The organism is Algoriphagus halophilus, from assembly GCF_900129785.1.
In the GTDB taxonomy this organism is placed as follows: domain Bacteria; phylum Bacteroidota; class Bacteroidia; order Cytophagales; family Cyclobacteriaceae; genus Algoriphagus; species Algoriphagus halophilus.
Genome location: NZ_FSRC01000001.1, coordinates 2,533,863 through 2,556,669, shown reverse-complemented (window position 1 = coordinate 2,556,669; position 22,807 = coordinate 2,533,863). Strand labels below are relative to the sequence as shown.

17 protein-coding genes are annotated in these 22,807 nt (G+C 39.9%); 12 read left to right on the top strand and 5 right to left on the bottom strand.

The genetic code is table 11. The features are described 5' to 3' along the window. The first annotated feature begins 45 nt into the window (after positions 1 to 45). Together BUR11_RS10715 and BUR11_RS10710 are read left to right on the top strand one after the other, a co-directional pair. Positions 46 to 2,457 (top strand): ABC transporter permease, encoded by a 2,412-nt coding sequence (locus tag BUR11_RS10715; RefSeq protein WP_074224804.1) that lies wholly within the window; start codon positions 46 to 48, stop codon positions 2,455 to 2,457. Positions 2,458 to 2,517: 60 nt separating this feature from the next. Beyond that, a complete protein-coding gene (locus tag BUR11_RS10710) occupies positions 2,518 to 4,929 on the top strand; it encodes an ABC transporter permease (RefSeq protein ID WP_074224803.1) in 2,412 nt (803 codons plus the stop codon). A 16-nt stretch (positions 4,930 to 4,945) separates the two neighbouring features. Here the strand turns inward: BUR11_RS10710 and BUR11_RS10705 are convergent, their stop codons facing one another. Further along, a complete protein-coding gene (locus BUR11_RS10705; protein ID WP_074224802.1) occupies positions 4,946 to 6,013 on the bottom strand; it encodes a PA0069 family radical SAM protein in 1,068 nt (355 codons plus the stop codon). Between the two features lie 262 nt (positions 6,014 to 6,275). On the opposite strand from BUR11_RS10705, the gene BUR11_RS10700 reads away from it, so the two are divergent. The 5 genes from BUR11_RS10700 (at position 6,276) to BUR11_RS10675 (ending at position 13,010) form a co-directional block, all read left to right on the top strand. Then, positions 6,276 to 6,935, top strand: coding sequence for a 3-keto-disaccharide hydrolase (locus tag BUR11_RS10700; protein ID WP_074224801.1), 660 nt, complete (start codon positions 6,276 to 6,278; stop codon positions 6,933 to 6,935). A gap of 20 nt (positions 6,936 to 6,955) precedes the next feature. After that, positions 6,956 to 8,305 carry a Gfo/Idh/MocA family protein gene (locus BUR11_RS10695; RefSeq protein ID WP_074224800.1) on the top strand — a complete coding sequence of 450 codons (1,350 nt, stop codon included), beginning with the start codon at positions 6,956 to 6,958 and terminating at the stop codon, positions 8,303 to 8,305. Positions 8,306 to 8,565: 260 nt separating this feature from the next. After that, positions 8,566 to 10,968, top strand: a complete 2,403-nt coding sequence (locus tag BUR11_RS10685) for an FtsX-like permease family protein (protein ID WP_074224798.1) — start codon at positions 8,566 to 8,568, stop codon at positions 10,966 to 10,968. Between the two features lie 31 nt (positions 10,969 to 10,999). Continuing rightward, on the top strand, positions 11,000 to 11,683 hold the full coding sequence (locus BUR11_RS10680; protein ID WP_074224797.1) for an ABC transporter ATP-binding protein: 684 nt from the start codon (positions 11,000 to 11,002) through the stop codon (positions 11,681 to 11,683). Then, entirely contained in the window at positions 11,661 to 13,010 is a 1,350-nt protein-coding gene (locus BUR11_RS10675; RefSeq protein ID WP_234982144.1) for a TolC family protein, read from the top strand. The genes BUR11_RS10680 and BUR11_RS10675 overlap by 23 nt, the downstream gene beginning before the upstream one ends. A gap of 94 nt (positions 13,011 to 13,104) precedes the next feature. Here BUR11_RS10675 and BUR11_RS10670 read toward each other — a convergent pair whose 3' ends face one another. Beyond that, positions 13,105 to 13,953 carry an OmpA/MotB family protein gene (locus tag BUR11_RS10670; RefSeq protein WP_074224796.1) on the bottom strand — a complete coding sequence of 283 codons (849 nt, stop codon included), beginning with the start codon at positions 13,951 to 13,953 and terminating at the stop codon, positions 13,105 to 13,107. A gap of 242 nt (positions 13,954 to 14,195) precedes the next feature. Next, on the bottom strand, positions 14,196 to 14,780 hold the full coding sequence (locus tag BUR11_RS10665) for a DUF4136 domain-containing protein (protein ID WP_074224795.1): 585 nt from the start codon (positions 14,778 to 14,780) through the stop codon (positions 14,196 to 14,198). A gap of 188 nt (positions 14,781 to 14,968) precedes the next feature. On the opposite strand from BUR11_RS10665, the gene BUR11_RS10660 reads away from it, so the two are divergent. After that, the gene (locus BUR11_RS10660; RefSeq protein ID WP_074224794.1) at positions 14,969 to 15,607 is read left to right on the top strand and encodes a uracil-DNA glycosylase family protein; all 639 of its coding nucleotides are present in this window, start codon (positions 14,969 to 14,971) and stop codon (positions 15,605 to 15,607) included. On the opposite strand, the gene BUR11_RS10655 is transcribed toward BUR11_RS10660, so the two are convergent. Then, on the bottom strand, positions 15,585 to 16,484 hold the full coding sequence (locus BUR11_RS10655) for a cation diffusion facilitator family transporter (protein WP_074224793.1): 900 nt from the start codon (positions 16,482 to 16,484) through the stop codon (positions 15,585 to 15,587). The genes BUR11_RS10660 and BUR11_RS10655 overlap by 23 nt on opposite strands. Before the next feature lie 161 nt (positions 16,485 to 16,645). Here BUR11_RS10655 and BUR11_RS10650 point away from each other — a divergent pair, with 161 nt between their 5' ends. Next, entirely contained in the window at positions 16,646 to 17,806 is a 1,161-nt protein-coding gene (locus tag BUR11_RS10650; RefSeq protein WP_074225213.1) for a hypothetical protein, read from the top strand. 2 nt (positions 17,807 to 17,808) lie between these two features. Here the strand turns inward: BUR11_RS10650 and BUR11_RS10645 are convergent, their stop codons facing one another. After that, entirely contained in the window at positions 17,809 to 18,726 is a 918-nt protein-coding gene (locus BUR11_RS10645; RefSeq protein ID WP_074224792.1) for an NAD-dependent epimerase/dehydratase family protein, read from the bottom strand. Positions 18,727 to 19,106: 380 nt separating this feature from the next. Here BUR11_RS10645 and BUR11_RS10640 point away from each other — a divergent pair, with 380 nt between their 5' ends. The 3 genes from BUR11_RS10640 to BUR11_RS10630 all read left to right on the top strand — a co-directional run bounded on the left by BUR11_RS10640 (position 19,107) and on the right by BUR11_RS10630 (position 22,807). Further along, entirely contained in the window at positions 19,107 to 20,750 is a 1,644-nt protein-coding gene (locus BUR11_RS10640; RefSeq protein ID WP_074224791.1) for a TldD/PmbA family protein, read from the top strand. A 17-nt stretch (positions 20,751 to 20,767) separates the two neighbouring features. Beyond that, a complete protein-coding gene (locus tag BUR11_RS10635; RefSeq protein ID WP_074224790.1) occupies positions 20,768 to 22,084 on the top strand; it encodes a TldD/PmbA family protein in 1,317 nt (438 codons plus the stop codon). A 108-nt stretch (positions 22,085 to 22,192) separates the two neighbouring features. Then, entirely contained in the window at positions 22,193 to 22,807 is a 615-nt protein-coding gene (locus BUR11_RS10630; protein WP_074224789.1) for a DUF4159 domain-containing protein, read from the top strand.

Sequence of the window (22,807 nt, the reverse complement as noted above, 5' to 3'; positions counted from 1 at the left end):
TTTAATAAATAGTTTAGTCGCAGAGGCAAATCAAATAGAAAAAGTATGATTAAAAATTATTTCAAAATAGCATGGAGAAATATTCTCAGAAATAAGCTGAGGACCATAATTCATATTCTGGGTTTATCAATCGGGATTTCTATTTGTTTCCTAATTTTCAATGTGGTGGTCCATTCCTACAGCTTTGATAACTTCCATCCAGATGGAGATCGAATAGTTAGAATTACAACAAAGTCATCCTATGGAAATATGGAGTATAGTAATCCGGGAGTTCCATTTCCTTTGGCTGAAGTCATTGATCAGGATATAACAGGAATTGAGGAAAAAGCCCATGCCCATTTATTTAAAAGGACCATGGTCAGAATTCCGGAAACCAACGAAAACTTAGGTAGAAGAAATGGAGCTTTATTGGTTTCCAATTCCTTCTTCAGGATATTTCCCAGAGAATGGGTAGTTGGTAAAATGGAACAGGCATTGGAAAAGCCAAATTCGGTGGTGCTTTCGGAAGAAACTGCCAAGGTCTATTTTCCAAATTTGCCTGCGGAGGAAATATTAGGGAAAGAAATAGTTTATTTCAACCAGGATACAATTTCAGCTACAGTTACAGGCATCGTGAAGCCCTACACCGAAAACTCAGATCTTGATTTTACGGATTTTATCTCGATCACCAGTTTAAATGTCCTTCCAGACAATTCCAGATTCAATATGGAACGTTGGGATGCCTTTACTTCAGATTCTCAATTGTTTGTCAAGTTGGCAGAGGGGGTAAGTCCAGAGCACCTGGAAGCAGCATTTCCGGAGATGATTAAAAAGTATTTAGGAGATGAGGATGAAGAGTATAGACAACATTTTGCTCAGCCTTTATCCGAACTTCATTTTTCTGATGCATTAGGAAACGAGCCTGCAAACAAATTGATACTCAATGGACTGGTTATTTTGGGATTGATTATTTTGGTTTTAGCCTGCCTGAATTTCATCAACCTAGAAACCGCTCAGGCCATCAACAGATCCAAGGAGGTAGGAATCCGGAAAACTTTAGGTGGGAGTAAAGGACAGCTAACGAATCAATTTTTGGCAGAGACGCTAGTGATTGTTTTGATTGCCACTTGTATTTCAGGAGTTTTCACTGAAATGTTAAGGTCAGTTTCAACGTCATACTTGCCTGAAAATTTTGAGCTGAATTTCTTTTCCCTTAGCAATTTAGTTTTCTTGATCGGGTTTTCCCTGTTGTTGACCTTGGTAGCGGGGCTATATCCAGCCTTAGTTCTTGGAAATTATGATCCTCAAAGAGCCTTAAAAGGGGAGCGGCAAGGAGTCACTGGAAAATTTTCTTTTGGGGTATTTCTCCGAAAAAATTTAACGGTGGTGCAATTTACCTGTTCCATTGCTTTTGTCATTATGGTGCTGGTGGTGAATAGCCAATTAAGATTTTTGAGTAGACAGGAAATGGGCTTTGACAAAGAAGCCGTACTATTCATTGCTACCCCATTTATGGAGTCATCTAGCCGGATTGATGTTTTAAAGGAGCGGTTACTTCAAAAATCCTATATAGCTGGAGTTTCGCAAAGTGATGCCTTGGTCTCCTCCAATAGTTATAATATCTCTGGTATCAACCTAGTGGTGGACACCACCAAAATGGAAATCGATATACAGACCAAGAATATTGATTCATCATTTGTGGCGGTAAATACACTGGAGTTGGTGGCAGGAGAAAACATGAATAACCAGGTAGATCATGTGTTGGTAAATGAGGCCTTGGTGAGGGAATTAGGACTTGAAAACCCGGAAGAAGTGTTGGGTTTGATGTTTAATTACAATGGTCAAAACAGAGTAATCAAGGGAGTGGTCAAAGATTTTCATGCGTTGAATCTGAGATCTAAAATAAGCCCCTTGGTCATGTTTTATATGCCTGAATATTCACCGATTATCAATGTCAAGTTAGAGAAAGGAACGGATATCAGTGTGGCAAAATCCGAAATGGACGAACTTTTTAAAGGGGTCTACCCATTGGAATCGTCTGAATTTAATTTTCTTGATGAGACGGTTGCAGAGTTTTATAAAGATGATCAAATGCTTAGAAATGTCATGGGCTTTGCATCCGGACTTGCTATTTTGATTTCATGCTTAGGCCTATTTGGGTTATCTTCTTTTACAATCGCCCAACGCACCAAAGAAATTGGGATCCGCAAGGTTTTAGGTGCGACCATCGCGCAAGTGTTAGTATTGATCAGTAAGGAATATGTATGGTTGATTGGAATTTCATTTGTGATGGCCTCAGGAATAGCCTGGTTCTTTTCAAGTGAATTTTTGAATACCTATGCCTTCAAGATTGGAATGCCATATGAGCTTTTTGCTTTATCTGGTTTATTCATCTTGAGTATTTGCTTACTGATTGTTGGGCTGCATGCTTACAACGCCACCCAAGCCAATCCTTCAGAAGTACTAAAGGATGAATAAAGATTTCCATGCATTTAGAACCCAGGTTTAGGTCAGTCAGATTTTTAAAAAAAATGAAATATGTTGAAGAACTACTTCAAAATCGCCTTTAGAAATATCCTTAGAAATAGGTTGAGGATGGCAATTCATGTCCTTGGCCTATCCATAGGAGTTTCAATTTGTTTTCTGGTGTTCAATGTGGTTTGGTATGCCAATAGCTTTGATAATTTTCATCCCAAAGCAGAAAATATTTATAGGATTTCTACTGTCACAGACTTTGGTGGAGGAGAAGTCTATCCCAATTCGGGGACTCCTATGCCATTAGGAGAGGTGATTGAAGATGAAATTTCAGGCATTGATCAAAAGGCGAGGTTCTATACTACTTACCAGACCAACGTAGTGGTACAGTCACCAGAGAAAGATTTTGGAAGAACAAATCAAGTGATTCTGGCAAGTCCTGGTTATTTGGAGATTTTTAAGAGAGAATGGTTGGCTGGGGATGCTAAAAATGCCTTGGAAGAGCCTTACTCAGTGGTTTTGACCGCCTCTTCTGCAGAAAAATATTTTCCAGATATGTCTTTTAATGAGGTATTAGGGAAAGAGATTCTCTACACCGAAACAGACACCATGTACACCAAGGTAACAGGTGTGGTTAAGGACTTTACAGAGCACACTGACTTTATATTCACAGATTTTATTTCCTTTTCTACGATATCCATGTCCTCCAACAAAAACCGATATGCTTTGGAGCAATGGGATAATGTGAATTCAAGCAGCCAGCTTTATATTAAAACGTTGGATGGAGTTACTGAAAGTAGTGTCAATGAAGGGTTAGAGGCGATTGTAGCCAAAAATCTAGGCGATCAAGAAGATGCTGAGACCAGTTTTTTTGCGGAGCCTTTGAAAGAGGTCCATTTTGGACAGACCTACGATGGTAATTCTGTTTCAAAAACCTTCCTAAATGGATTGTTGGTGATTGGAGCGATCATTTTAATATTGGCTTGTTTGAATTTTGTGAATCTTGAAACCGCCCAGGCAATTGGCAGAGCGAAAGAAGTGGGGATTCGCAAAACTTTAGGGGGGAATAAATTCCAGTTGATCGTTCAATTCCTGGCTGAAACCTATCTGATTGTACTGACAGCTACCATTATTTCCTTTTTACTGGTTCAGATTTTATTGCGTTCATATGAATCCTATCTTCCCAATGGGATTTCAGTTGACTTTTTATCTGTTGAAAACATGCTATTTATCATAGGGTTTACCTTGGTTTTGACCTTGGTTTCCGGAATATATCCATCCTTGGTTTTGGTCAGCTATCAACCTCAACGAGCTCTAAAAGGGGAGGTGAAACAATCCCATAAATTCTCTTTGGGAGTCTTTCTGAGAAAGAACCTGACTGTGTTACAATTTGCTAGTTCGATCGCATTTATAATTCTTGTTTCAGTGATTTCTTTTCAGCTTAAATACGTATCCAGTCAGCCCCTAGGGTTTAATAGTCAGGCCATCTTATATTCTTCTTTACCTTATAGAGGAGGGCAGGATAAATTCGAATTGCTGAGGGAAAGATTGAATCAATTGAGTTATGTAGAAGGGACAAGCCTTAGTGGAGACTTGGTTTCTTCTACCAGTTTATGGACTTCCGATGCCCAGTATCAATTAGATACAGCCGAGCTGGATTTCTTTGTACAGATAAAAAATATGGATTCTGCTTTTGTGGAAGTAAACGGGTTGGAGTTATTGGCAGGTCGAACGAGTCAAAATAGAGAGGGTGAGGTGTTGGTGAATGAGGTGTTTATGAATCAGGTGCTTGTTGAAAACCCCTTAGAGCTTGTAGGACAAAAGATGAAGTTTTCTGGAGAAGAGAGAACCATTGTTGGGGTGGTGAAAAATTTTCATTCAAGAACGTTAAGGGAAGAGATTAGGCCTATTCTGATGATTTATCAACCTGAAACGTTTAGGGCGATCAATGTCAAGCTTCAGGATCATATCAATTTGGCGGAGGCTAAATTGGGACTGGAAAAAGTGTATCAAGAAGTCATAGGGTCAGAAAATCAGACCTTTAAATTTTTAGATGAAGAGATTGGTAGATTTTATCAGGAAGACTTGAAAATCCGGAATGTATTGGGCTTAGCCTGTGGTCTGGCAATATTAATCTCGTGTTTGGGTTTATTTGGACTTTCTTCTTTCACCATTGCACAGCGAACCAAAGAAATCAGTATTAGAAAAGTGTTAGGGGCAAGTATCCTTCAGATTTTAGGATTGATCTCCAAGGAATATGTGCTCTTGGTGATGGTTTCCTTTGCGTTAGCCGTTTATCCTGCATATTACTTTTTAAATGATTGGCTCAATGGATTTCAATACCGAGTAGAGATGCCTTATTTCATATATATGATTTCTGGCTTGGGTGTATTGGTTATTTGTTTGATCATAGTGGGGCTTCATTCCTTTACTGCTGCCCAAACCAACCCTGCCAATGTATTGAAAGATGAGTAATTTATAGGGATCGCTTTTAGAATAGGTTAAGATTGCCCCCTCTCCTGAAAAGAGAAAGATCGTAATCAGGAAAGCTTTTGTGTTGAAACTGTTTGTTTTTGGCAGTGAGGAAGAGTTGGTTGATGATTTCAGCGATTTTTCCCTCGCCAGTCATTCGTTTACCAAAGCGACTATCATTTACCTGGCCTCCATGGATGGATTGGATTTGATTCCAAACTTTGGAGGCTCGGTTGGGATAGTGAGTAGCAATCCAGTTTTTAAATATGGGAGCTACATTTCCATTTAATCTGATCAACGTCTTTCCTGCAGCAAGAGCTCCTGCGTCAGATGCGGCTTTTAAGATAGAGGGGATCTCATGGTCATTCAGACCTGGAATGATAGGAGCATTCATGACTCCAACAGGGATTCCTGAATCACTAAGTTGCGCGATGGTCTGAATCCGTTTTGAAGCACTTGCAGTTCTCGGTTCCATGGCTCTTCGGAGTTGCTCATCCAGCGTGGTGATCGATATGTATACATGAACCAGACGGTGCCGGGCAAGTTCCTGAAGGATATCAAGGTCGCGGAGGATGAGACTGTTTTTAGTAATGATTCCCACAGGGTGGCGGTATTTCAAAAATACGGAAAGCAGTGCTCTGGTGATCGACAGCTTTCGTTCGATGGGTTGATAACAATCCGTATTTCCGGATAGGGATATGGGGGTAGCCCTCCAGCTTTTCTTCAGGAATAGCTCTTCTAAAAGTTTCGCTGCATTGTTCTTTACCATGATTTTACTTTCGAAATCGATCCCTGCATCCAGCCCATAATTTTCGTGGGTGTTCCTGGCATAACAATAGGAACATCCATGTTCACAACCTTGGTAAGGGTTTAAAGAGTAGCTCATTCCCAGATCTGGGCTAGAAATTTTGTTTACAATGGATTTTGATTGCTCATAGTAAATTTTGGTATGCGGGTTTACGTGTAATTCTTCGTCTAACCCTTCTACGTGCTCCGTAACATATTCTCTACTTAAAAACCTATTCCTGGTTTTGATTTGAGCACCTCTGCCCTTGAAGTGATCCCCAAGTTTGAATCGATTTTCCATACATCTAAAATACCACCTTATCCTAACGATGGAAAGTGTGCTTGGAATATTGGACAAGAGCTGTCAATTATTAAAAACCAGCCCTAAAAAAAAGCTTTTGCCTCCCACTTGATTTTGAATAAATTCTATCTTTTTCAAAAAAATAAAATAACACCCTTGGAAGTATTGAAAATTTTTAAATAAGTTTTTAAGGAAATATCCCATTGTTCCTTTAAATTGTCTTTTCAAATAGAGTAGCAATTAAATAGACCCTTTTAAACCTATGAGAAAATATTCTCTTGTCTTACTATCTTTTTTACTTCTTCTATCCGTTTCGGTTGAAGCACAAGTCAAATCTGAGGATTCAGATTTTATTTCTTTATTTAACGGGACCAATCTTGAGGGATGGGTGGGGAACAAAGAGTCTTACAAAGCCGTGGATGGAATGATTGTCATTGATCCCAAGGGGAGTGGAGGAGGAAATCTTTATACCGAAAAGGAATATGGGGATTTTGTCTTGAGGTTTGAATTTCAGCTTACTCCAGGAGCTAATAATGGTTTGGGGATTCATGCGCCTTTGACAGGAGATGCTGCTTATATGGGAAAAGAGCTTCAGATTTTGGACAATACTGCCGAAAAATATGCGGAACTTCATGAATACCAATACCATGGTTCTGTTTATGGGGTGATCCCTGCCAAACGTGGCTATCTAAAACCAGTGGGTGAATGGAATCAGGAAGAAGTAATTGTCAAGCATCCGAAAATCAAAATTATTTTGAATGGAGAAGTGATATTGGAGGGAGATTATTTAGAGGCAAGTAAAAATGGGACCTTGGATGGCAAAGATCACCCAGGGCTTCAAAGATCCTCTGGGCATATTGGTTTTCTAGGACATGGCGATGTAGTTCATTTTAAGAATATTCGAATCAAGGAATTAAATTAATCAAGTAATAAAGCACAAAAATGAGTAAGAAATTAGCAATCATGGACCGACGTGACTTTGTAAAGAAGAGTAGCATCGGTATGCTTGGAGCCGCTTTGGCACCATCTTTTTTAGGGAAACTGAATGCAGAAGGTAGGTTAAGAACTGCACACATTGGTCTAGGTGGAATGGGAATGGCAGATTTAGATGCGATCTCATCCCATGATTTGGTAGATGTGGTTGCGCTTTGTGATGTAGATAGTGAGGCATTGGCCAAAGCAAAGGCCCTTCATCCTAATGCGAAAACCTATGCAGACTATCGTGTTCTATTGAAAGAGCTTGAAGATGAAATTGATGCGGTAGTTGTTTCTACTCCAGACCATACACATGCTCCTGCGTCCTTGATGGCGATGAAAATGGATAAGCCTGTGTATTGTCAAAAGCCTTTGACCCATCATGTTTCAGAGGCTAGAGAAATGAAGAAAATGGCTGAAAAGAAGAATCTGGTAACTCAAATGGGGATTCAGGTTCATTCATTTTATGACTATAAATTAGCGACACTTTTGATTCAATCAGGAATCATAGGGAAAGTTCATACCGTAAGAGCCTGGTCTCCCAAAAACTGGGGATTTGATGGGCCAGAGCCAGCGGGATCAGATCCGGTTCCATCTACTTTAGATTGGAACTTATGGCAGGGTACAGCTCCGGAAAGACCCTATAAAGAAGGATATTATCACCCAGGTAACTGGAGAAAAGTAATGGATTATGGTTGTGGTACGCTTGGAGATATGGGAGTCCATATTTTTGACACCCCTTATAATGCCTTACAGTTGGATGTACCGGAAACGATCATCAACGAATGCCGTCAACCCACAGGATTTGGTTTTCCAGAGAATAACGTGGTAACCTATGAATTCCCGGGTACACCACAAACTACAGAGAAATTGAAATGGGTTTGGTACGATGGACCTGGAGCTCCTGCAGATCATGAAGATTTGGTGTTGCCAAATGGAGATCAATTACCCGATCAAGGCGCAATGTTTATTGGTGAGGAAGGCAGATTGTTGCTTCCACACTTCCAGCAGTTGCCAAGAAAAATAGTTGATGGTAACTATGTGGAAATGGACATTGAGTCATTTAACTTAGGTAAGCCTGTAAAGGACTATGATGCTGAAAGTAAAAAACATTACCATCAGTTTGTGGATGCCTGTCTTGGTAAAGATGAATGTAGTGCACCATTCTCTTATGCAGCCCGATTGACAGAGACCATTTTGCTAGGAGTGATTGCTGGTCGTTTTCCAAACCAGACCTTGCATTGGGATAGTAAAAAAGCGAGATTCTCAGAAAAGGAGGCCAATAAATACCTGGATGGGAAATATCGAAAATTTTAAAAAAGACCATCTTACCGGATGAAATAATTCATATGTTTCGTCCGCATGCGAACAAAAATGTTCGAGAAAACAATAGGGTTGAATACCAAAAAATGCCTCTGGAGTTATTTCAGGGGCTTTTTTTTATGGCACAAAACTGGGAAAGAAAGCAGTAGGATCACAAAAGCCGAAGGTGTGTTCAATTCACCTTTATTTTTTGTGTTGGAAGAACATGACAATTCATTAAAATTCAATTTTCCTAAATCAAACCTTTTTTGGCCATGTGGAAAAATTACTTGAAAGTATCTTTTAGAAATCTCCAGAAGCGAAAGCTGTATACTGGAATCAATCTGTTGGGCCTGACCATCGCAGTGGTAAGTTTCTTGGCTATTTGTCTATATATCCATCATGAATGGAGTTATGATACGATGTATTCGGATTATCACCGGATTTATAAAATGAATCAGGAATTCAAATCTGATGGGGAATCGCAGTTGGTGTCTACTACACCTTCCAGTTTGGTGCCTTCCATTTTAGAGGAAATACCTGAGGCAGAAACCGGAACCTTGATTTTTGATATCAGTATTTTTTCTACTGTGATGGTAGATGCAGGGGAAGGAAACCAAGAGGAGTCAGCTTTTGCCTATGTAGATGAAAACTTCTATCGGGTATTTGATTTTAAAATGGTTTCCGGAAATCCACTACAGGCTTTTTCAGAACCCAATCAAGTGGTGTTGACCAAAAGCACCGCAGAAAGATATTTTGGGAATGCCAATGCAGCTCAAGGTCAAGCTTTGAAAATAGACAATGATGATTATGTGATTTCTGGGGTCATGGAGGACTTTCCATCCAACAGCCATATTGATTTTGATTTTTTAGCTTCGTTTAAGACCCATAGGCATGGTAGAGATCCGGAGTGGTCTCCCAGTAATTATTATACCTATGTCAAGGTGAAGCCCGGAACAGAGCCAGAAGTTTTTGAAGGTAAATTAGCACAGCTAGTCGATAAGTATTTAGGCAAAGAATTGGCAGAGTATGGATATGAAACTGCCTTTTTCCTTCAACCTGTGACCAATATACATCTTGGAGATCAGGCTTTGGACTCAATTAAGCCAGGGACTGATATTCGTTATTTATATATTTTTGGAATTGTTGCATTATTACTGATCGCAATTGGGGTGATCAACTATGTGAATCTTGCTACTGCTGAAGCCACAGAAAGAAATAAAGAAGTTGGTTTGAGGAAAGCCATGGGAGCAGGAAGAATCCAATTATTTGGACAATTTGTTTCCGAATCCATGCTATTGACTTTTGCCTCTACGCTACTCAGTATTTTGGCGCTCTATCTGATTTCTCCCAAATTTTCTTCGATCAGTGGAGTTCCTTTGAGATTAGACCTTTTGGTAACTCCACTAGGAGTCACGTTGATTCTTGCTTTTGTGGCATTGATGGGAGTATTGGCCGGGTTATATCCTTCTTTGATCCTTTCTGGAATGGAGCCCATTAAAGCCTTGGCCAACAAGACCAAAATGGGAGGAGGCGCATGGGTACGAAAAACATTGGTGGTTTTTCAGTTCTTTGTTTCCATTGGTCTCTTGATTTCCACCATGGTGGTGAAAAACCAATTGGATTACATGCAAGAAATCAACCTGGGGTATGACAAGGAGCATTTAGTTTCGTTGAGCTACCACTACAACATGAGAGGTGGGATAGAAACCCTCAAGAATGAACTGTTGAGGTCAGGAGCAGCTACTTCCATTTCCCGTGCTGCTGACATGCCGGTACACATCAAAGCAGGATATAAAATTTTCCCTGGTGGTGATAATCAGCGAGAATTCATGATTACTGGATATTCTGTAGATACCGATCTGATCAAAACCATTGATTTGGATTTGATAGCAGGTAATAATTTTTCTGAAACAGATCCAAAAAGAAGTGAATTGGAAAAATCAGATGACCGTAATACCGTGATTTTGAATGAGACGGCCGTAAAAGAAATGGGCTGGACAGTAGAAGAAGCAGTAGGCAAAACCATCAATGTTGGCTTTAATTCCAACTCAGAAGTGAAAGGAGTGGTAAAGGATTTTTATTTCAATTCTTTGCATCATCAAGTGGGGCCACTAGTCATATTTAATGATCCTGACCAGGCGAACGTGCTCTTGGTAAAACTTCCGGTAGGGAACCCTGCAACTCATTTGGCTACTTTGGAGAATGTTTGGCAGAGGTTGGTACCAGAGCGGCCTTTCAATCCCGTATTTGTGGATCAAGCCTATGCTCATATGTATAATTCTGAACAACAAGCAGGATTGATTTTTGGAGTCTTTTCAGGAATTGCCATTTTCATTGCCTGCATGGGACTCTTTGGGTTGGTTAGTTATGTAGCCCTAAGAAGAACCAGAGAGATCAGTATTAGAAAGGTGCTGGGAGCTACCCAACAAAATGTGGTGGGGGTGCTTGCTGCAGATTTTCTCAAACTATTGTCGGTGGCAGCTATTTTGGCGATCGGCTTCGGGATTTGGTTTTCCAATTCCTGGTTACAGGACTTTGCAAATAGAACCACTCAATCTATATGGCCATTTGTGATTTCGATTGCTGTCGTATTCTTATTGGCCTTAATTACCATTGCCTATAGAAGCTGGAAGGTGTATTCATTGAATCCGGCAAAAACATTAAAAAGTGATTAATTACACACAATACCTATTTCATTAAAACAGAATGATTCAACTTAAAGAAATTGATAAGTACATAGAATCCCGCTTTCAAAGGATTTTTATTCTCAAAGGAATTAACCTTACCATCAATGAGGGAGAGTTTGTTACGTTGATGGGACCTAGCGGTGCCGGTAAGTCAACGTTACTCAATATTCTTGGTTTGTTAGATGAGGACTATTCTGGGGAATATTGGTTTGGAGACAATAATATCAACAAAATGAGGGATCGGGATAGATCTGCCCTTCATAAATCAGAATTCGGCTACATTTTCCAGGCCTATCATTTGATTGATGAGTTGACCGTTTATGAAAACATTGAAACTCCACTTCTATATAGAAAAGTATCCTCCAATGAGCGAAAAAGTATCATTGCAGACTTATTGGATAGATTCAATATGGTAGCCAAAAAAGACCTATTCCCTGCCCAGCTATCAGGAGGGCAACAACAATTGGTTGGTATTGCCAGAGCAATAGCCGGAAAACCAAGAATACTCTTAGCGGATGAACCGACTGGTAATTTACATTCTGGACAAGCTCAGGAAATCATGCAGGTTTTCCAGGAGCTTCACAAGGAAGGCACGACCATAATCCAAGCTACCCATGCCAGGGAAAATGCGGATTTTGGTACCAGGTTGATTCAAATGCTGGATGGAAAAATTGATCAAGATGAAGTTATTACCCATGCGTAACTATATTTTAGGAGCTACACTCCTGATAAGTACTTTAGGAGGAGTTCAAGCCCAAGACACCCTTAAACTGGACTTTCGGCAAGCAGTAGATATTGCACTTTCCAAAAACCTGGATTTTCAAATCCAGTCCAACCAAATGGAGGTATTGAAAAGGCAAAAGCAATCGGCTTTGGCCTCTCATTTCCCAAGTGCGAATCTAAGTACCTCCTTTCAACAGCAAAGAGGGCAGCAATTTCAACAAATTGAAGGGGAAATTGTGGTGACAAACGTGACCAATGAAATTGTCTCCTCTGGAGTGAACCTGAATATGCCTGTGTTCAACTTTGGTAGAAGATTATTAGATACGCAATCTTCAAAATTATCTTATTTGGCAGGAGAGAAGGGGCTTGAAAGAGCAGCACAACAGGTAGTATTTGAGGTCTCTAGAAGGTATTTACAAGTATTGCTGGATGGGGAACTCTATAGAATAGCTAAGGAAAACCTGGATAATCAGAAACAGCAATTAGAACAGATCACTGGTTTTGTAGATGCCGGTCTGAGAACCTTATCCGATCAATACAATCAGGAATCAGAAGTGGCAAGATTGGAGTCTGTCGCTGTGAGAGCTCAGGTTCAATTGGAAACAGACCTTTGGAATTTATCAGAATACCTGATGCTGGAACCTACTGTGGTACCGGAACTGGATTCTGTGGACCCATTGGCTACTACGGTCACGTTTGACGGGCTAAGCGTCAACGAACTGTATGAATTGGCTATGGATAGTAGGTCAGATTTAGACCAGCAAGAGATGTTGGTGGAATCAGCACAAAAAAGTGTGAAAGCCATGAAAGCGATGTATTATCCAAGAATCGGTGCTTTTTATAATTACAATACCTTCTTTACTTCTTTGGATGATAGGACATTGCGTGAGCAATTGTTGAAAATTTACCCTCAACAAGTTTTAGGTTTGAACTTACAAATTCCAATTTTCAATAACCTTCAAACCAAGTTGGAAGTAGGAAGAAGGAAAGTAGCGTATCAAAACCAAATTCTTCAAAAGGAATCTTTGGATAGAAAGATTTATCAAGAGGTTAAGCTTGCCTATATTAATTACCAGGCTGCGGTAAGAAATGAAAAGAATACCCAGGTTCAGGTATTGGCTGCAGAAGAAGCTCTGTTGGCAGTTCGTGAGCGATTTAGATTAGGTTTATCCAATTTTGTGGACCTATCTACGGCCAATCAGCAATTGGTAGCTGCACAAGCAGACCAGGCTCAGGCGATTTATACCTTGTATTTTCAAGAGGTGTTGATGAAACATGCTTTGGGAACCCTGACAGTAGAATACTAAAAGAAATAAAAGAATAAACGAACTCTAGCAAAAAAAGGCTGATCTTCAATTGAGATCAGCCTTTTATGGTTGGTAGTGTTGGTAATCGGGAAGTTTACAACATTGCAAAGAACATATCCAAATCTGGAATCAAAACAATTCTAGTTCTTCTGTTGATCGCCATGTTTTCTGGAGAGTCATTTTCAACGATCGGCATATAGCTCGCTCTGCCTGCTGCAATCATTTTCTCTGGAGCTACATTGTATTCTTCCTGAAGCTTTCTAACGATGCTTGTGGCTCTTTTCACAGATAGATCCCAGTTATCTTGGATTACGCCTGTTGAAATAGATCTTGGATCAGTATGACCTTCAATCATCACTTGTAGGCTTGGTTCAGCATTGATTACTTCAGCCAATTTTTGCAATAATGGGTTGGCCTTACTATTGATTCTGTAGCTCCCTGTATTGAATAACAATTTATCTGATACGGAAATCATCACTACAGTTTGGTCAATATCAATTTGAACATCATCTTGATCACCTTCTTCGGAAGTCTCCGTAATATTTTTCTTCAGGTTGTATTCTACAGCTAAGTTTACTGAATCTTCCAAGGTTTTGGCCTGAGCTAATTTTTCTTGATCCACCATTGCCAAAGTCTCATTCATCTTGGTCTTGGAGTTTTTGGACATGACCGTAGAGCCTTCAATGCTATATAGGCTTGCATTCGTGCTGTTTAATTCATCATTAACAGCTCTTAAAGAGTTGATTCGGTTATTGTATTCTGCTACTCTTGCTTCAATGATTGCCATCTTTTCCTCTAATTCAGCTTTTTCCTGATTCGTAGTGGCCAGTTCTGTTTGAGTCTTAAAAAGATTACTCTCTAATTCTGTGTATTTCTTCTTGGAAACACATGAAACCATGATCGTGGCTCCTAAAATTCCTGTGATAATAAATGATTTTTTCATTGTTCAGTTTTCTTGGTTTTGATGAACTAGTTCCAAACCAATTGCCAGTCCCAAAATGGAGTAAAGAAAATTAATCCTAGTAATACTGAAAATTGGTCTATTTGAGGTGTATGAGTGGATTTCGGCTAGTTTTTGGAGAATTAATTAGGCAAAAAAAAGCCCCGAAAGAATCGGGGTTTCATATTTTATTGTGGATTAAGTCCACAGATTGCACAGGAATATTCCCTAATAACTATCTGAGGTTATTGCATATACCTATTGACAACCTTGAATTCATTCATGACTCGGTAAGCAGCTCTGGTGATGTCGGATTGAAAGTTAGGAGAGGATGCATCAAAGTTTGCTGCAGTATATCCTTGCCAAATAGTACTTCCTCTTTTACTGTCAATGACATAAATGACCAACATGCCTTGGTTTTCTTGATACTTCACCTGATTATAAGTTTCATCTTTTTCTTGTTCCTTTTCCTCTTCACCTTCTTCATTGATGGTGGTGATACCCCGCCTGTTTAACCAATAATCAAATTCTGGTTGAACATACCCTCTATACCGAATAGAATCCATAAAGATCTTATAGCTTACCAGCATATCGGGCTTTTGTTCATATTCTCGGAAGCCTTGCGAACCCAATCTTGCCCCAATGGTGGCATTTAAAACAGGAGAGATAGAAGTGGTGTCAATTTCATCCGGAACCACAAAAGCAAAGGTTTTATACTTTTTGAATGAGCCTTGATAATTGTAATCATATTCGGTTACATAATCTTTCTGCGAAAAGCAGGAGGCACATAAGATCAAGATTGAGGATAAAATCAGGTAAGAGTTTTTCATGATTTCTTAAGTCATTTGGTTGATAAAAAGTCTATCAGAAATACGAACAATCCGGTTCTATTGGATTAACCTAATTTCGGTAATGTTGTTTTCAAATACTTGTAATTCAATTATGTATCTACTTAAGTTATTGAAAAAAAATTACAATATCATCCAATAGCCTTTGTATTTTGAATAATGTCCCATTGATGACAGTTTATTTGAAGATTTTAGAAATTTGTGTGGTGAGAAAGTTTGAATCCATTTGTAACCAAGCCAAGAACTGCATAGTCTGTAAGGAAGAATTGCCTTTTCATCCTAAACCTGTTTTTGCGGTCCATCCAAAGAGTAAAATCTTGATAGTAGGTCAAGCCCCTGGTACCCGAGTGCAGGAGACAGGTATTCCTTGGAATGACCCTAGCGGCAGGGAATTGAGAAGATGGTTGGATGTTACAGAAGAAGAGTTTTACAATGAACAGGTTTTTGGAATCATGCCCATGGGTTTTTGCTACCCTGGCAAGGGTAAACAAGGAGATCTGCCACCCCGTGCGGAATGTGCTCCGCTTTGGCATCCAAAACTCATCCATCATTTGAAAGAGTTGGAGTTGGTATTGTTGATTGGCCAATATGCACAAACCTATTATTTAGCCAAAGAAAGAAAAGAGAATCTGACCAATACAGTCAAAGCATTTCAGGAATATTTGCCTTATTATTTTCCTTTGGTGCATCCTTCTCCAAGGAATCGCCTATGGCAAAAGAAGAATCCTTGGTTTGAGGAAAAAGTTATTCCGGAACTTCAAAATCGGGTCAAAAAAATCTTAGGATCTAATGTTGATGAGGTTCTGTAAGTTCGCAACGCTCCTCTTGCAGTTCCACTTCAACGGTATAGTGGCTGAAAGGATAGGATTTTAAAACTTCTTTAATGGCAGCTTTCGCTTCCAATACATCTTCCAGGCTATGAACTTCCTTTATTCGCACATGTGTGGTGAACACATGATGAGCACCTTCCAAAGACCATAAATGGGTGTGATGAATGGATTCTACTTGAGGGATTTGACATATTTTCTTTTTAATTTCTTCCAGTGAAAGCTCAGCTGGAACAGCTTGCAAGAAAATGTATAAAGTCTCCTTGAGGTTTTTGAAAACGTTCCAAAGGATAAATAGTGAAATACCCAAGGATAAAGCTGGATCCAGCCAAGGAATGTATTTAAAATAGAGAATAATCCCTGCAATCAATACGGCAGCCCATCCCAATACATCTTCGAGCAAATGCCAACTGACCACTTTCTCATTTTGGGTGGAACCCGTGCTGACCTTCCAGGCAGCATATCCATTGACAGCCACTCCAAGCAATGCAAAAAGGATCATCCCTTTGGCGTCTGATACCTCTGGAGAGATGAATCGGTCGATGGCTTCTGATATCACGAAAAAAGATCCCGTAATCAAGATGACAGCATTAATTAAGGCTCCCAAAAGTGAAAATCTAGTGTACCCAAAAGAGAATTGTTCGTTCGCTGATTTTTTGGACTTTTTATCCAGGTACCAAGCCAGTCCCAGCGAAACAGAATCTCCTAAATCATGGATGGCATCCGATAAGATTGCCACAGAATTAATCCAGATTCCACCAAAGATTTCCAAAATGGTAAAAGCGAGGTTGATAAAAAACGCCAGCTTGAGATTGGAACCGCTTGAAGGATGGTGATGGTGTGAATGTGAGTGTCCCATAAATAAATTCTATAAACACTAAAATACTAAAAGAACGGTGCAAGGCTATTGCATTAAATTCATCCTACTTTTAGTTGATTTATTTTTATAATTTAAATTAAATACCTATGTTCTTAGGTGATTTATCGGTGATTTAATTTTTCATGGCAAAAAACAATAGGATGAAACCAATTTTTGAAAAATGTTCGGGGCTTTTGTTTCTGGGCATATTGACATTTTCTTGTACAGCTAATAAAAACGAGGGAAATGAAAAGCTCGGGTTTTCTCTCGTGTTAAGCGATTCTTTGGAAGTAGATTACCTTGGGGATTTGATGTTGTTGGATTATGATCCAGAAGAAGGCAAATACCTTTTATCCAATGATACCTATTATGAATATGTAGAGGTAGAGGGATCCGGAGAAATTTTGAATCACCATCAATTTAACTCAGAGGGAATAGATGCCGTTGAAACTGCCTTAGGTTTAGGTTATGTCGATGGAAACGTAACCGTTTTAACGCCTACCAATGGGTATTACCAGTTTGAAGACTCTCTGAAAGTGGGGCAGATTGAAATTCCATATTCCTATCAGATTTTCATGTTTTATCCCAAATTGGGGGTGTTCAAGGAAAACAATCAGGTTTATTTTCCATCCCTTTGGCCAGAAACCTTTGCAATTAATATGAATGAAGGGGAGTTCTACAAGAAATTATATAGACTCCCAATCCTTAGTAAAATTGATGAGTCGACTGGAGATACCCTGGGTGTGGTTCGGCTTCCGGAAACAAGTAAGTTGCTGAATGGGCAAGTCCACGGATTTCCCATACCTGTTTACACCAAATCAGATGAGTTGCTTTTGTTGAGCATGTGGATAGAACCCCGATTCTATGTTTACAATCAGGAGGGGGATCACTTTGACTATGATCAGACAGTAGAGTTGAATATTCCGAATTGGGTGCATTATGATCCCGTTTCTGAGGATCAAGCTGAGAAATTTTTTGAAGAGTATAGCAAGAAAATACCAGGTAATTTGACGAATCTGTTCCAAGTGGGGTCTTATTATATTGCAACTTATACCAAAGGAATCTCAGAGGATGTATTGGCAACTATGAATAGGCAAGACCCTAATTTTGGATTCGAGCGGAGAAAGAAAGACCCACATTTAGCAGCAGTTTTTGACCAGGATTTCAATCAGGTGGCGGTAGACCTTCCATTTCCTAAAGCAAGTGACTACCCAATGGTAGTCAATAAGCAAGGAGAATTAGTAGTATCAAAAGATGGAAATCTATCTGATACAGAAGATGACGGAATGATCCTTTACAAATTAAAACTGGTAAAGAAATAACATTAAATACAGGCTTTCAGACCTTCTTTAAAAGGAGTGGGTGTTAGCCCATACTTCTTCTCTATTTTTGAAGAATCAAAGCAGTAGTCTTCGGCAGATTGATACTTTAATTCCCGTATTTCTTTCATGATCGACATGAATATCCCTAATACAAAGACCAGCCAGGAGGGCATGACCTGAAGTTTAAACTTGGTGCCAAGCTCCTTATTTAAAAATTCTGTGATTTCATTTCCAGAAGGATAAGAATTGTCAGTCGGAAGGTGCCAGCTTTGGTTCCAGGAATCTTCTTGCAGAGCCAAAAATGCGGTCGCTTTCCCTGCATCTGGTATATAAGTAAAGGAATGTTTTTTATCGCCAGAATATAACCATTGGGGAGCTTTTCCGGATTTCATTCTTTTGATCACCAATTCATTCAGGAAACTATTGGAAGCATTGGGTCCATAAAAATCAGCCGCGCGGGCTACCATTGCAGTTAATTTTTTTTCTTCCACCGCTTTCCACAGCATCTCTAATATTTCCTTTCTTACCTGCCCCTTTCTGCTTTTAGGATTCAATGGGGTTTCTTCTGTCAAGTTGCTGATCTGATCAGGATCGTAGGCATACATATTATCGAAGAAGACCAGTTTAGCATTGTTTGAAATACAGGCTTCAATGGTATTGCTCATAATGATTGGCCACTCTTCCTCCCAGATTTTGCTGCTATATTTTATGCCAGCCAAAAGATAGACCACCTCAGCGCCGGAAACGGCATTGTTTACTGCAAGGCTATCCAATAAATCTCCTGAAGCTAGATCGTCAGAGTCATTTTCCTTTTGTGGGTTTCTACTGAATTGACGGATTTGGATGCCGTGTAGATTCAGTTCATTGGAAACGATCTGGGCAATATTTCCATTGGCCCCTAAAATAGTGTGTAGCTTCATGCTTGGTATTTATATTCAAAAATCACTGAAAAATTAAGCATATTAAAAAGGAATCTGAAGAGAAATCATCACAGTTTTTTAAAAAGAGAAAGATCAATTGAAAACGGTTTGAATGATTGATCAAGGGTCAAATTGAGTTAATTGAACTTAAATAAATGGTGAAAATTTTATTTTCAGGTTATTTTTTAATGAATATAGCCTCATATTTTGATTAAAAATTGGAGTTGAAGGTTGCCAAACAAAAAATATGGCGGGATAAATAGCTTATTTACCGTGACTGTATAATTCGATTGGCATCTTGATCTTTAAAGGTATTTTTATACAGAAAACCCTATCAAACCAAATATCACTAATACACCATCATTTAAACAGAAGGTAAATTGAAAAGAAGAGATTTTATTCACCTTTCAGGGATGGGCCTTGGCGCTCTAATGACCCCTGGAATGCTGGCCATGGGAAACCCCGTGACAGCGGAAAGATTAATGGAACCTGGAATTGATGTAGCTGCCAAGAAAGTCTTAGCGGACATTGCGCTCAATGCCGCCAAAGCAAAAGGAGCTACTTACACAGATGTGAGAATAGGTAGATACCTAAATCAATTTGTAATCACCCGGGAAAAAAATGTTCAAAATATCACCAATGCAGAATCATTTGGAGTAGGTATACGAGTAATCGCAGAAGGTACTTGGGGATTCTCAGCTACGTCTGATGTAAGTCCAGATGGAATAAAAAAATGTGCGGAAACGGCAGTAGCGATTGCAAAAGCCAATTCAAAGCTTCAGAAAGAACCGGTGCAGCTTGCTCCAGTCCAAGGTGCAGGTGAGGTTTCCTGGCAAACCCCAATTAAGAAAAATGCCTTTGAGGTCCCCGTGAAGGATAAGATTGACTTATTGCTCAGTGCAAATGATGCGGCTATTCAAAACGGAGCTGCTTTTGTCAATTCTGCTTTGTTTATGGTAAATGAACAAAAGTATTTTGCCTCTACTGATGGTTCTTACATTGATCAGGACGTTCATAGGATTTGGCCAAACTTTACCGTGACTGCTTTAAACAAAGCCGAGGGTAATTTCAGAAGCCGTCAAGCATTAAGTGCACCTATGGGAATGGGCTATGAATATTTAGATGGGTTAGCATCTGAAAAGATCCCTGGTCCAGCTGGATTGGTGAGCTACAGAAATTCTTATGACTTAATCGAAGATGCAACCGCTGCCGCAAAACAAGCGGTAGAGAAGCTTTCAGCAAAATCAGTGGTGCCTGGTAAATATGACTTGGTACTTGACCCTGATCACCTGGGCTTGACCATCCATGAATCAGTTGGTCACCCACTGGAGTTGGATCGAGTATTGGGCTATGAGGCAAATTATGCTGGAACAAGCTTTGCCACCCTTGATAAATGGAAGTCAGGAGATTTTAAATACGGCTCTGACAAAGTAAATATCTTCGCAGATAAAACGCAGCCCCATTCTTTGGGATATGTTGCCTATGACGATGAAGGTGTAAAAACCAAAGAGTGGGACTTGATTAAAGATGGCGTGTTGGTGAACTACCAAGCAATTAGAGATCAAGTAAGTATTCTGGGTGAAAATGAGTCTCATGGCTGTTGCTATGCAGATAGCTGGGAGTCTGTTCAGTTCCAAAGAATGGCAAACATTTCCTTGAGACCTGGTAAAGAAAAGTTGAGTGTCAATGACATGGTGAAAGATGTGGAAAAAGGAGTCTATATAGTAGGCAGAGGTTCCTATTCTATTGACCAGCAGCGTTACAATTTCCAGTTTGGTGGACAATTGTTCTACGAAATCAAAAACGGAGAAATTGTGGGTATGCTAGAAGACGTAGCCTATCAATCGAATACTCAGGAATTCTGGAATTCTTGTTCCCAGATTTGTGACAAGGATGATTATAAGCTATTCGGATCTTTCTTTGACGGAAAAGGTCAGCCTTCGCAAGTTTCAGCTGTCTCTCATGGTAGTTCAACTACCCGATTTGACGGTGTCAATGTAATTAACACAGGAAGAAAGATTTAACTTTTAAAATCATCGAAATGGCTATTTTAACAAAAGAAGAAGCAAAACAAATTATAGATAAAGTTCTTTCCTACGCTAAAGCTGATGAAACTGAAGTTAGCATTTCCGGAGGAAGAACGGGTAATATTCGGTATGCCCGAAACACCGTCAATACCAGTGGGGAAACCAATAGCATCAGTCTCAGTATCACCTCAGTTTTTGGAAAAAAATCCGGTTCCACCAGCATCAATGAATTGGACGATGAGTCTTTGAAAAAGGCGGTTGCGAGAGCAGAGGAGATCGCTCAACTCGCACCCGAAAACCCTGAGTATATGCCGATGTTAGGTCCTCAAACCTATGTGGAAACCAATACATTTAGTGAGGCTACGGATCAAATTGATCCTGAATATAGAGCACAGGTAGCAATAGATAGTATTCAACCCTGTGCGGAGAAAAATCTAACTGCGGCCGGTTACCTAGAAGACTTTTCTGGCTTTTTTGCCACCGGCAACAGCAAAGGTCTTTTTGGGTACAATAAGCGAACCTCCGTTGATTTTACAGTAACAGTAAGAACCGCAGATGGAACCGGATCCGGATATTCAGGTTCTGATTACAATGACGTGAGTCTTTTAAAATCAGGACCGGTAACCTCTCTAGCTGTTCAAAAGGCAATGGCCTCCGTAGATGCACAAGCCATTGAGCCTGGGAAATATACGGTGATTTTGGAGCCTAGAGCTGCCTCGGATTTGTTGGGCCGGTTGACATTTGGATTGGATGCTAGAAGTGCGGATGAAGGGAGAAGCTTCATGTCTAAAAAAGGAGGAGGAACCAGAATTGGTGAGAAAATCTTTGATGAGCGAGTGAATATCTATTCAGATCCCACGCATCCAGATATCCCTGTTGCACCGTGGAGTGGGGACGGTTTGCCTCTTACCAAGACCAATTGGGTAGAAAATGGGGTGGTGAAAAACTTGTTCTATTCCAGGTATTGGGCAGAGAAGCAAGGAGTTGAACCTGTACCAAGACCTCGAGGAGTCATTTTTGAAGGAGGAGACCAATCTCTGGCCGATATGATCAAGAGTACTGAAAGAGGGGTATTGGTTACGAGATTTTGGTACATCAGATCCGTAGATCCTCAGACCTTACTATTCACAGGCTTGACTCGAGACGGTACCTTCTATATTGAAAATGGACAGATTAAGTTTCCAGTAAAAAACTTCCGTTTCAACGAGAGCCCCATTATTATGCTTAACAATATTGAAGCGATGGGCAAACCTCAGCGAGTGGATGGTAGCATGGTTCCTCCAATGAAAATCAGGGACTTTACCTTTACCAGCTTATCTGATGCTGTTTAAAATCAGCTAACAGTGAAACTTGCAGTGGGCAGCATCCTTCGATCTTCATGAATCAGGTTCTGCTCACTGCTTGCGTTTTCACTGTCTATCGAAAAATTGACCAACTACATGCGCCCTTTCTTTTTCACAAGAATAAAATACAATTCAGGAAACTGGGATACTGATCAAAGGATGCCATCCAATTTGATACATTCTTTGGTAGATTACACGACCATACCAGTGGATGAAACCGAAAAGGTGGTGGAGTTGAGCAGCCCTGAATTATTCAAAAGCCCCTTTTGCTACATAAGTGGGCATAAATTGGTGGATTTCTCGGCTCAAGAGCGATCCAATTTTAAAACGTATGTTGAGCACGGAGGATTCGTCTTTGCAGATGATTGCAACCATGATATTGATGGGCTCTTTGCAAAATCCTTCGAAGCAGAAATGGCAGAGATATTTGGCCCGGATGCTTTACAAAAAATCCCAAATGACCACTGGATTTATAATTGCTTCTTCAAATTTGAAGATGGCCCTCCAGCCACATCCTTCGAACTGAATGGCTGGGGCGATGATTTAGTCCATGACTATCTCAAAGCCATCATGATCAATGGAAGGATAGGAGTCCTTTATAGTAATAAAGATTATGGTTGCGAATGGGACTATGATTTTAGAAACAAGCGCTTCCTCAAAGTTGATAACACCAAGTTTGGTGTCAACATAGTGGTCTATGCTTTAACCTAA

Bases quoted from the DNA above. Each gene is read 5' to 3' on its own strand.
- BUR11_RS10715 (WP_074224804.1), top strand. From the start codon at position 46: ATGATTAAAAATTATTTCAAAATAGCATGGAGAAATATTCTCAGAAAT.
- BUR11_RS10710 (WP_074224803.1), top strand. From the start codon at position 2,518: ATGTTGAAGAACTACTTCAAAATCGCCTTTAGAAATATCCTTAGAAAT.
- BUR11_RS10705 (WP_074224802.1), bottom strand. From the start codon at position 6,013: ATGGAAAATCGATTCAAACTTGGGGATCACTTCAAGGGCAGAGGTGCT.
- BUR11_RS10700 (WP_074224801.1), top strand. From the start codon at position 6,276: ATGAGAAAATATTCTCTTGTCTTACTATCTTTTTTACTTCTTCTATCC.
- BUR11_RS10695 (WP_074224800.1), top strand. From the start codon at position 6,956: ATGAGTAAGAAATTAGCAATCATGGACCGACGTGACTTTGTAAAGAAG.
- BUR11_RS10685 (WP_074224798.1), top strand. From the start codon at position 8,566: ATGTGGAAAAATTACTTGAAAGTATCTTTTAGAAATCTCCAGAAGCGA.
- BUR11_RS10680 (WP_074224797.1), top strand. From the start codon at position 11,000: ATGATTCAACTTAAAGAAATTGATAAGTACATAGAATCCCGCTTTCAA.
- BUR11_RS10675 (WP_234982144.1), top strand. From the start codon at position 11,661: ATGAAGTTATTACCCATGCGTAACTATATTTTAGGAGCTACACTCCTG.
- BUR11_RS10670 (WP_074224796.1), bottom strand. From the start codon at position 13,953: ATGAAAAAATCATTTATTATCACAGGAATTTTAGGAGCCACGATCATG.
- BUR11_RS10665 (WP_074224795.1), bottom strand. From the start codon at position 14,780: ATGAAAAACTCTTACCTGATTTTATCCTCAATCTTGATCTTATGTGCC.
- BUR11_RS10660 (WP_074224794.1), top strand. From the start codon at position 14,969: ATGACAGTTTATTTGAAGATTTTAGAAATTTGTGTGGTGAGAAAGTTT.
- BUR11_RS10655 (WP_074224793.1), bottom strand. From the start codon at position 16,484: ATGGGACACTCACATTCACACCATCACCATCCTTCAAGCGGTTCCAAT.
- BUR11_RS10650 (WP_074225213.1), top strand. From the start codon at position 16,646: ATGAAACCAATTTTTGAAAAATGTTCGGGGCTTTTGTTTCTGGGCATA.
- BUR11_RS10645 (WP_074224792.1), bottom strand. From the start codon at position 18,726: ATGAAGCTACACACTATTTTAGGGGCCAATGGAAATATTGCCCAGATC.
- BUR11_RS10635 (WP_074224790.1), top strand. From the start codon at position 20,768: ATGGCTATTTTAACAAAAGAAGAAGCAAAACAAATTATAGATAAAGTT.
- BUR11_RS10630 (WP_074224789.1), top strand. From the start codon at position 22,193: ATGCGCCCTTTCTTTTTCACAAGAATAAAATACAATTCAGGAAACTGG.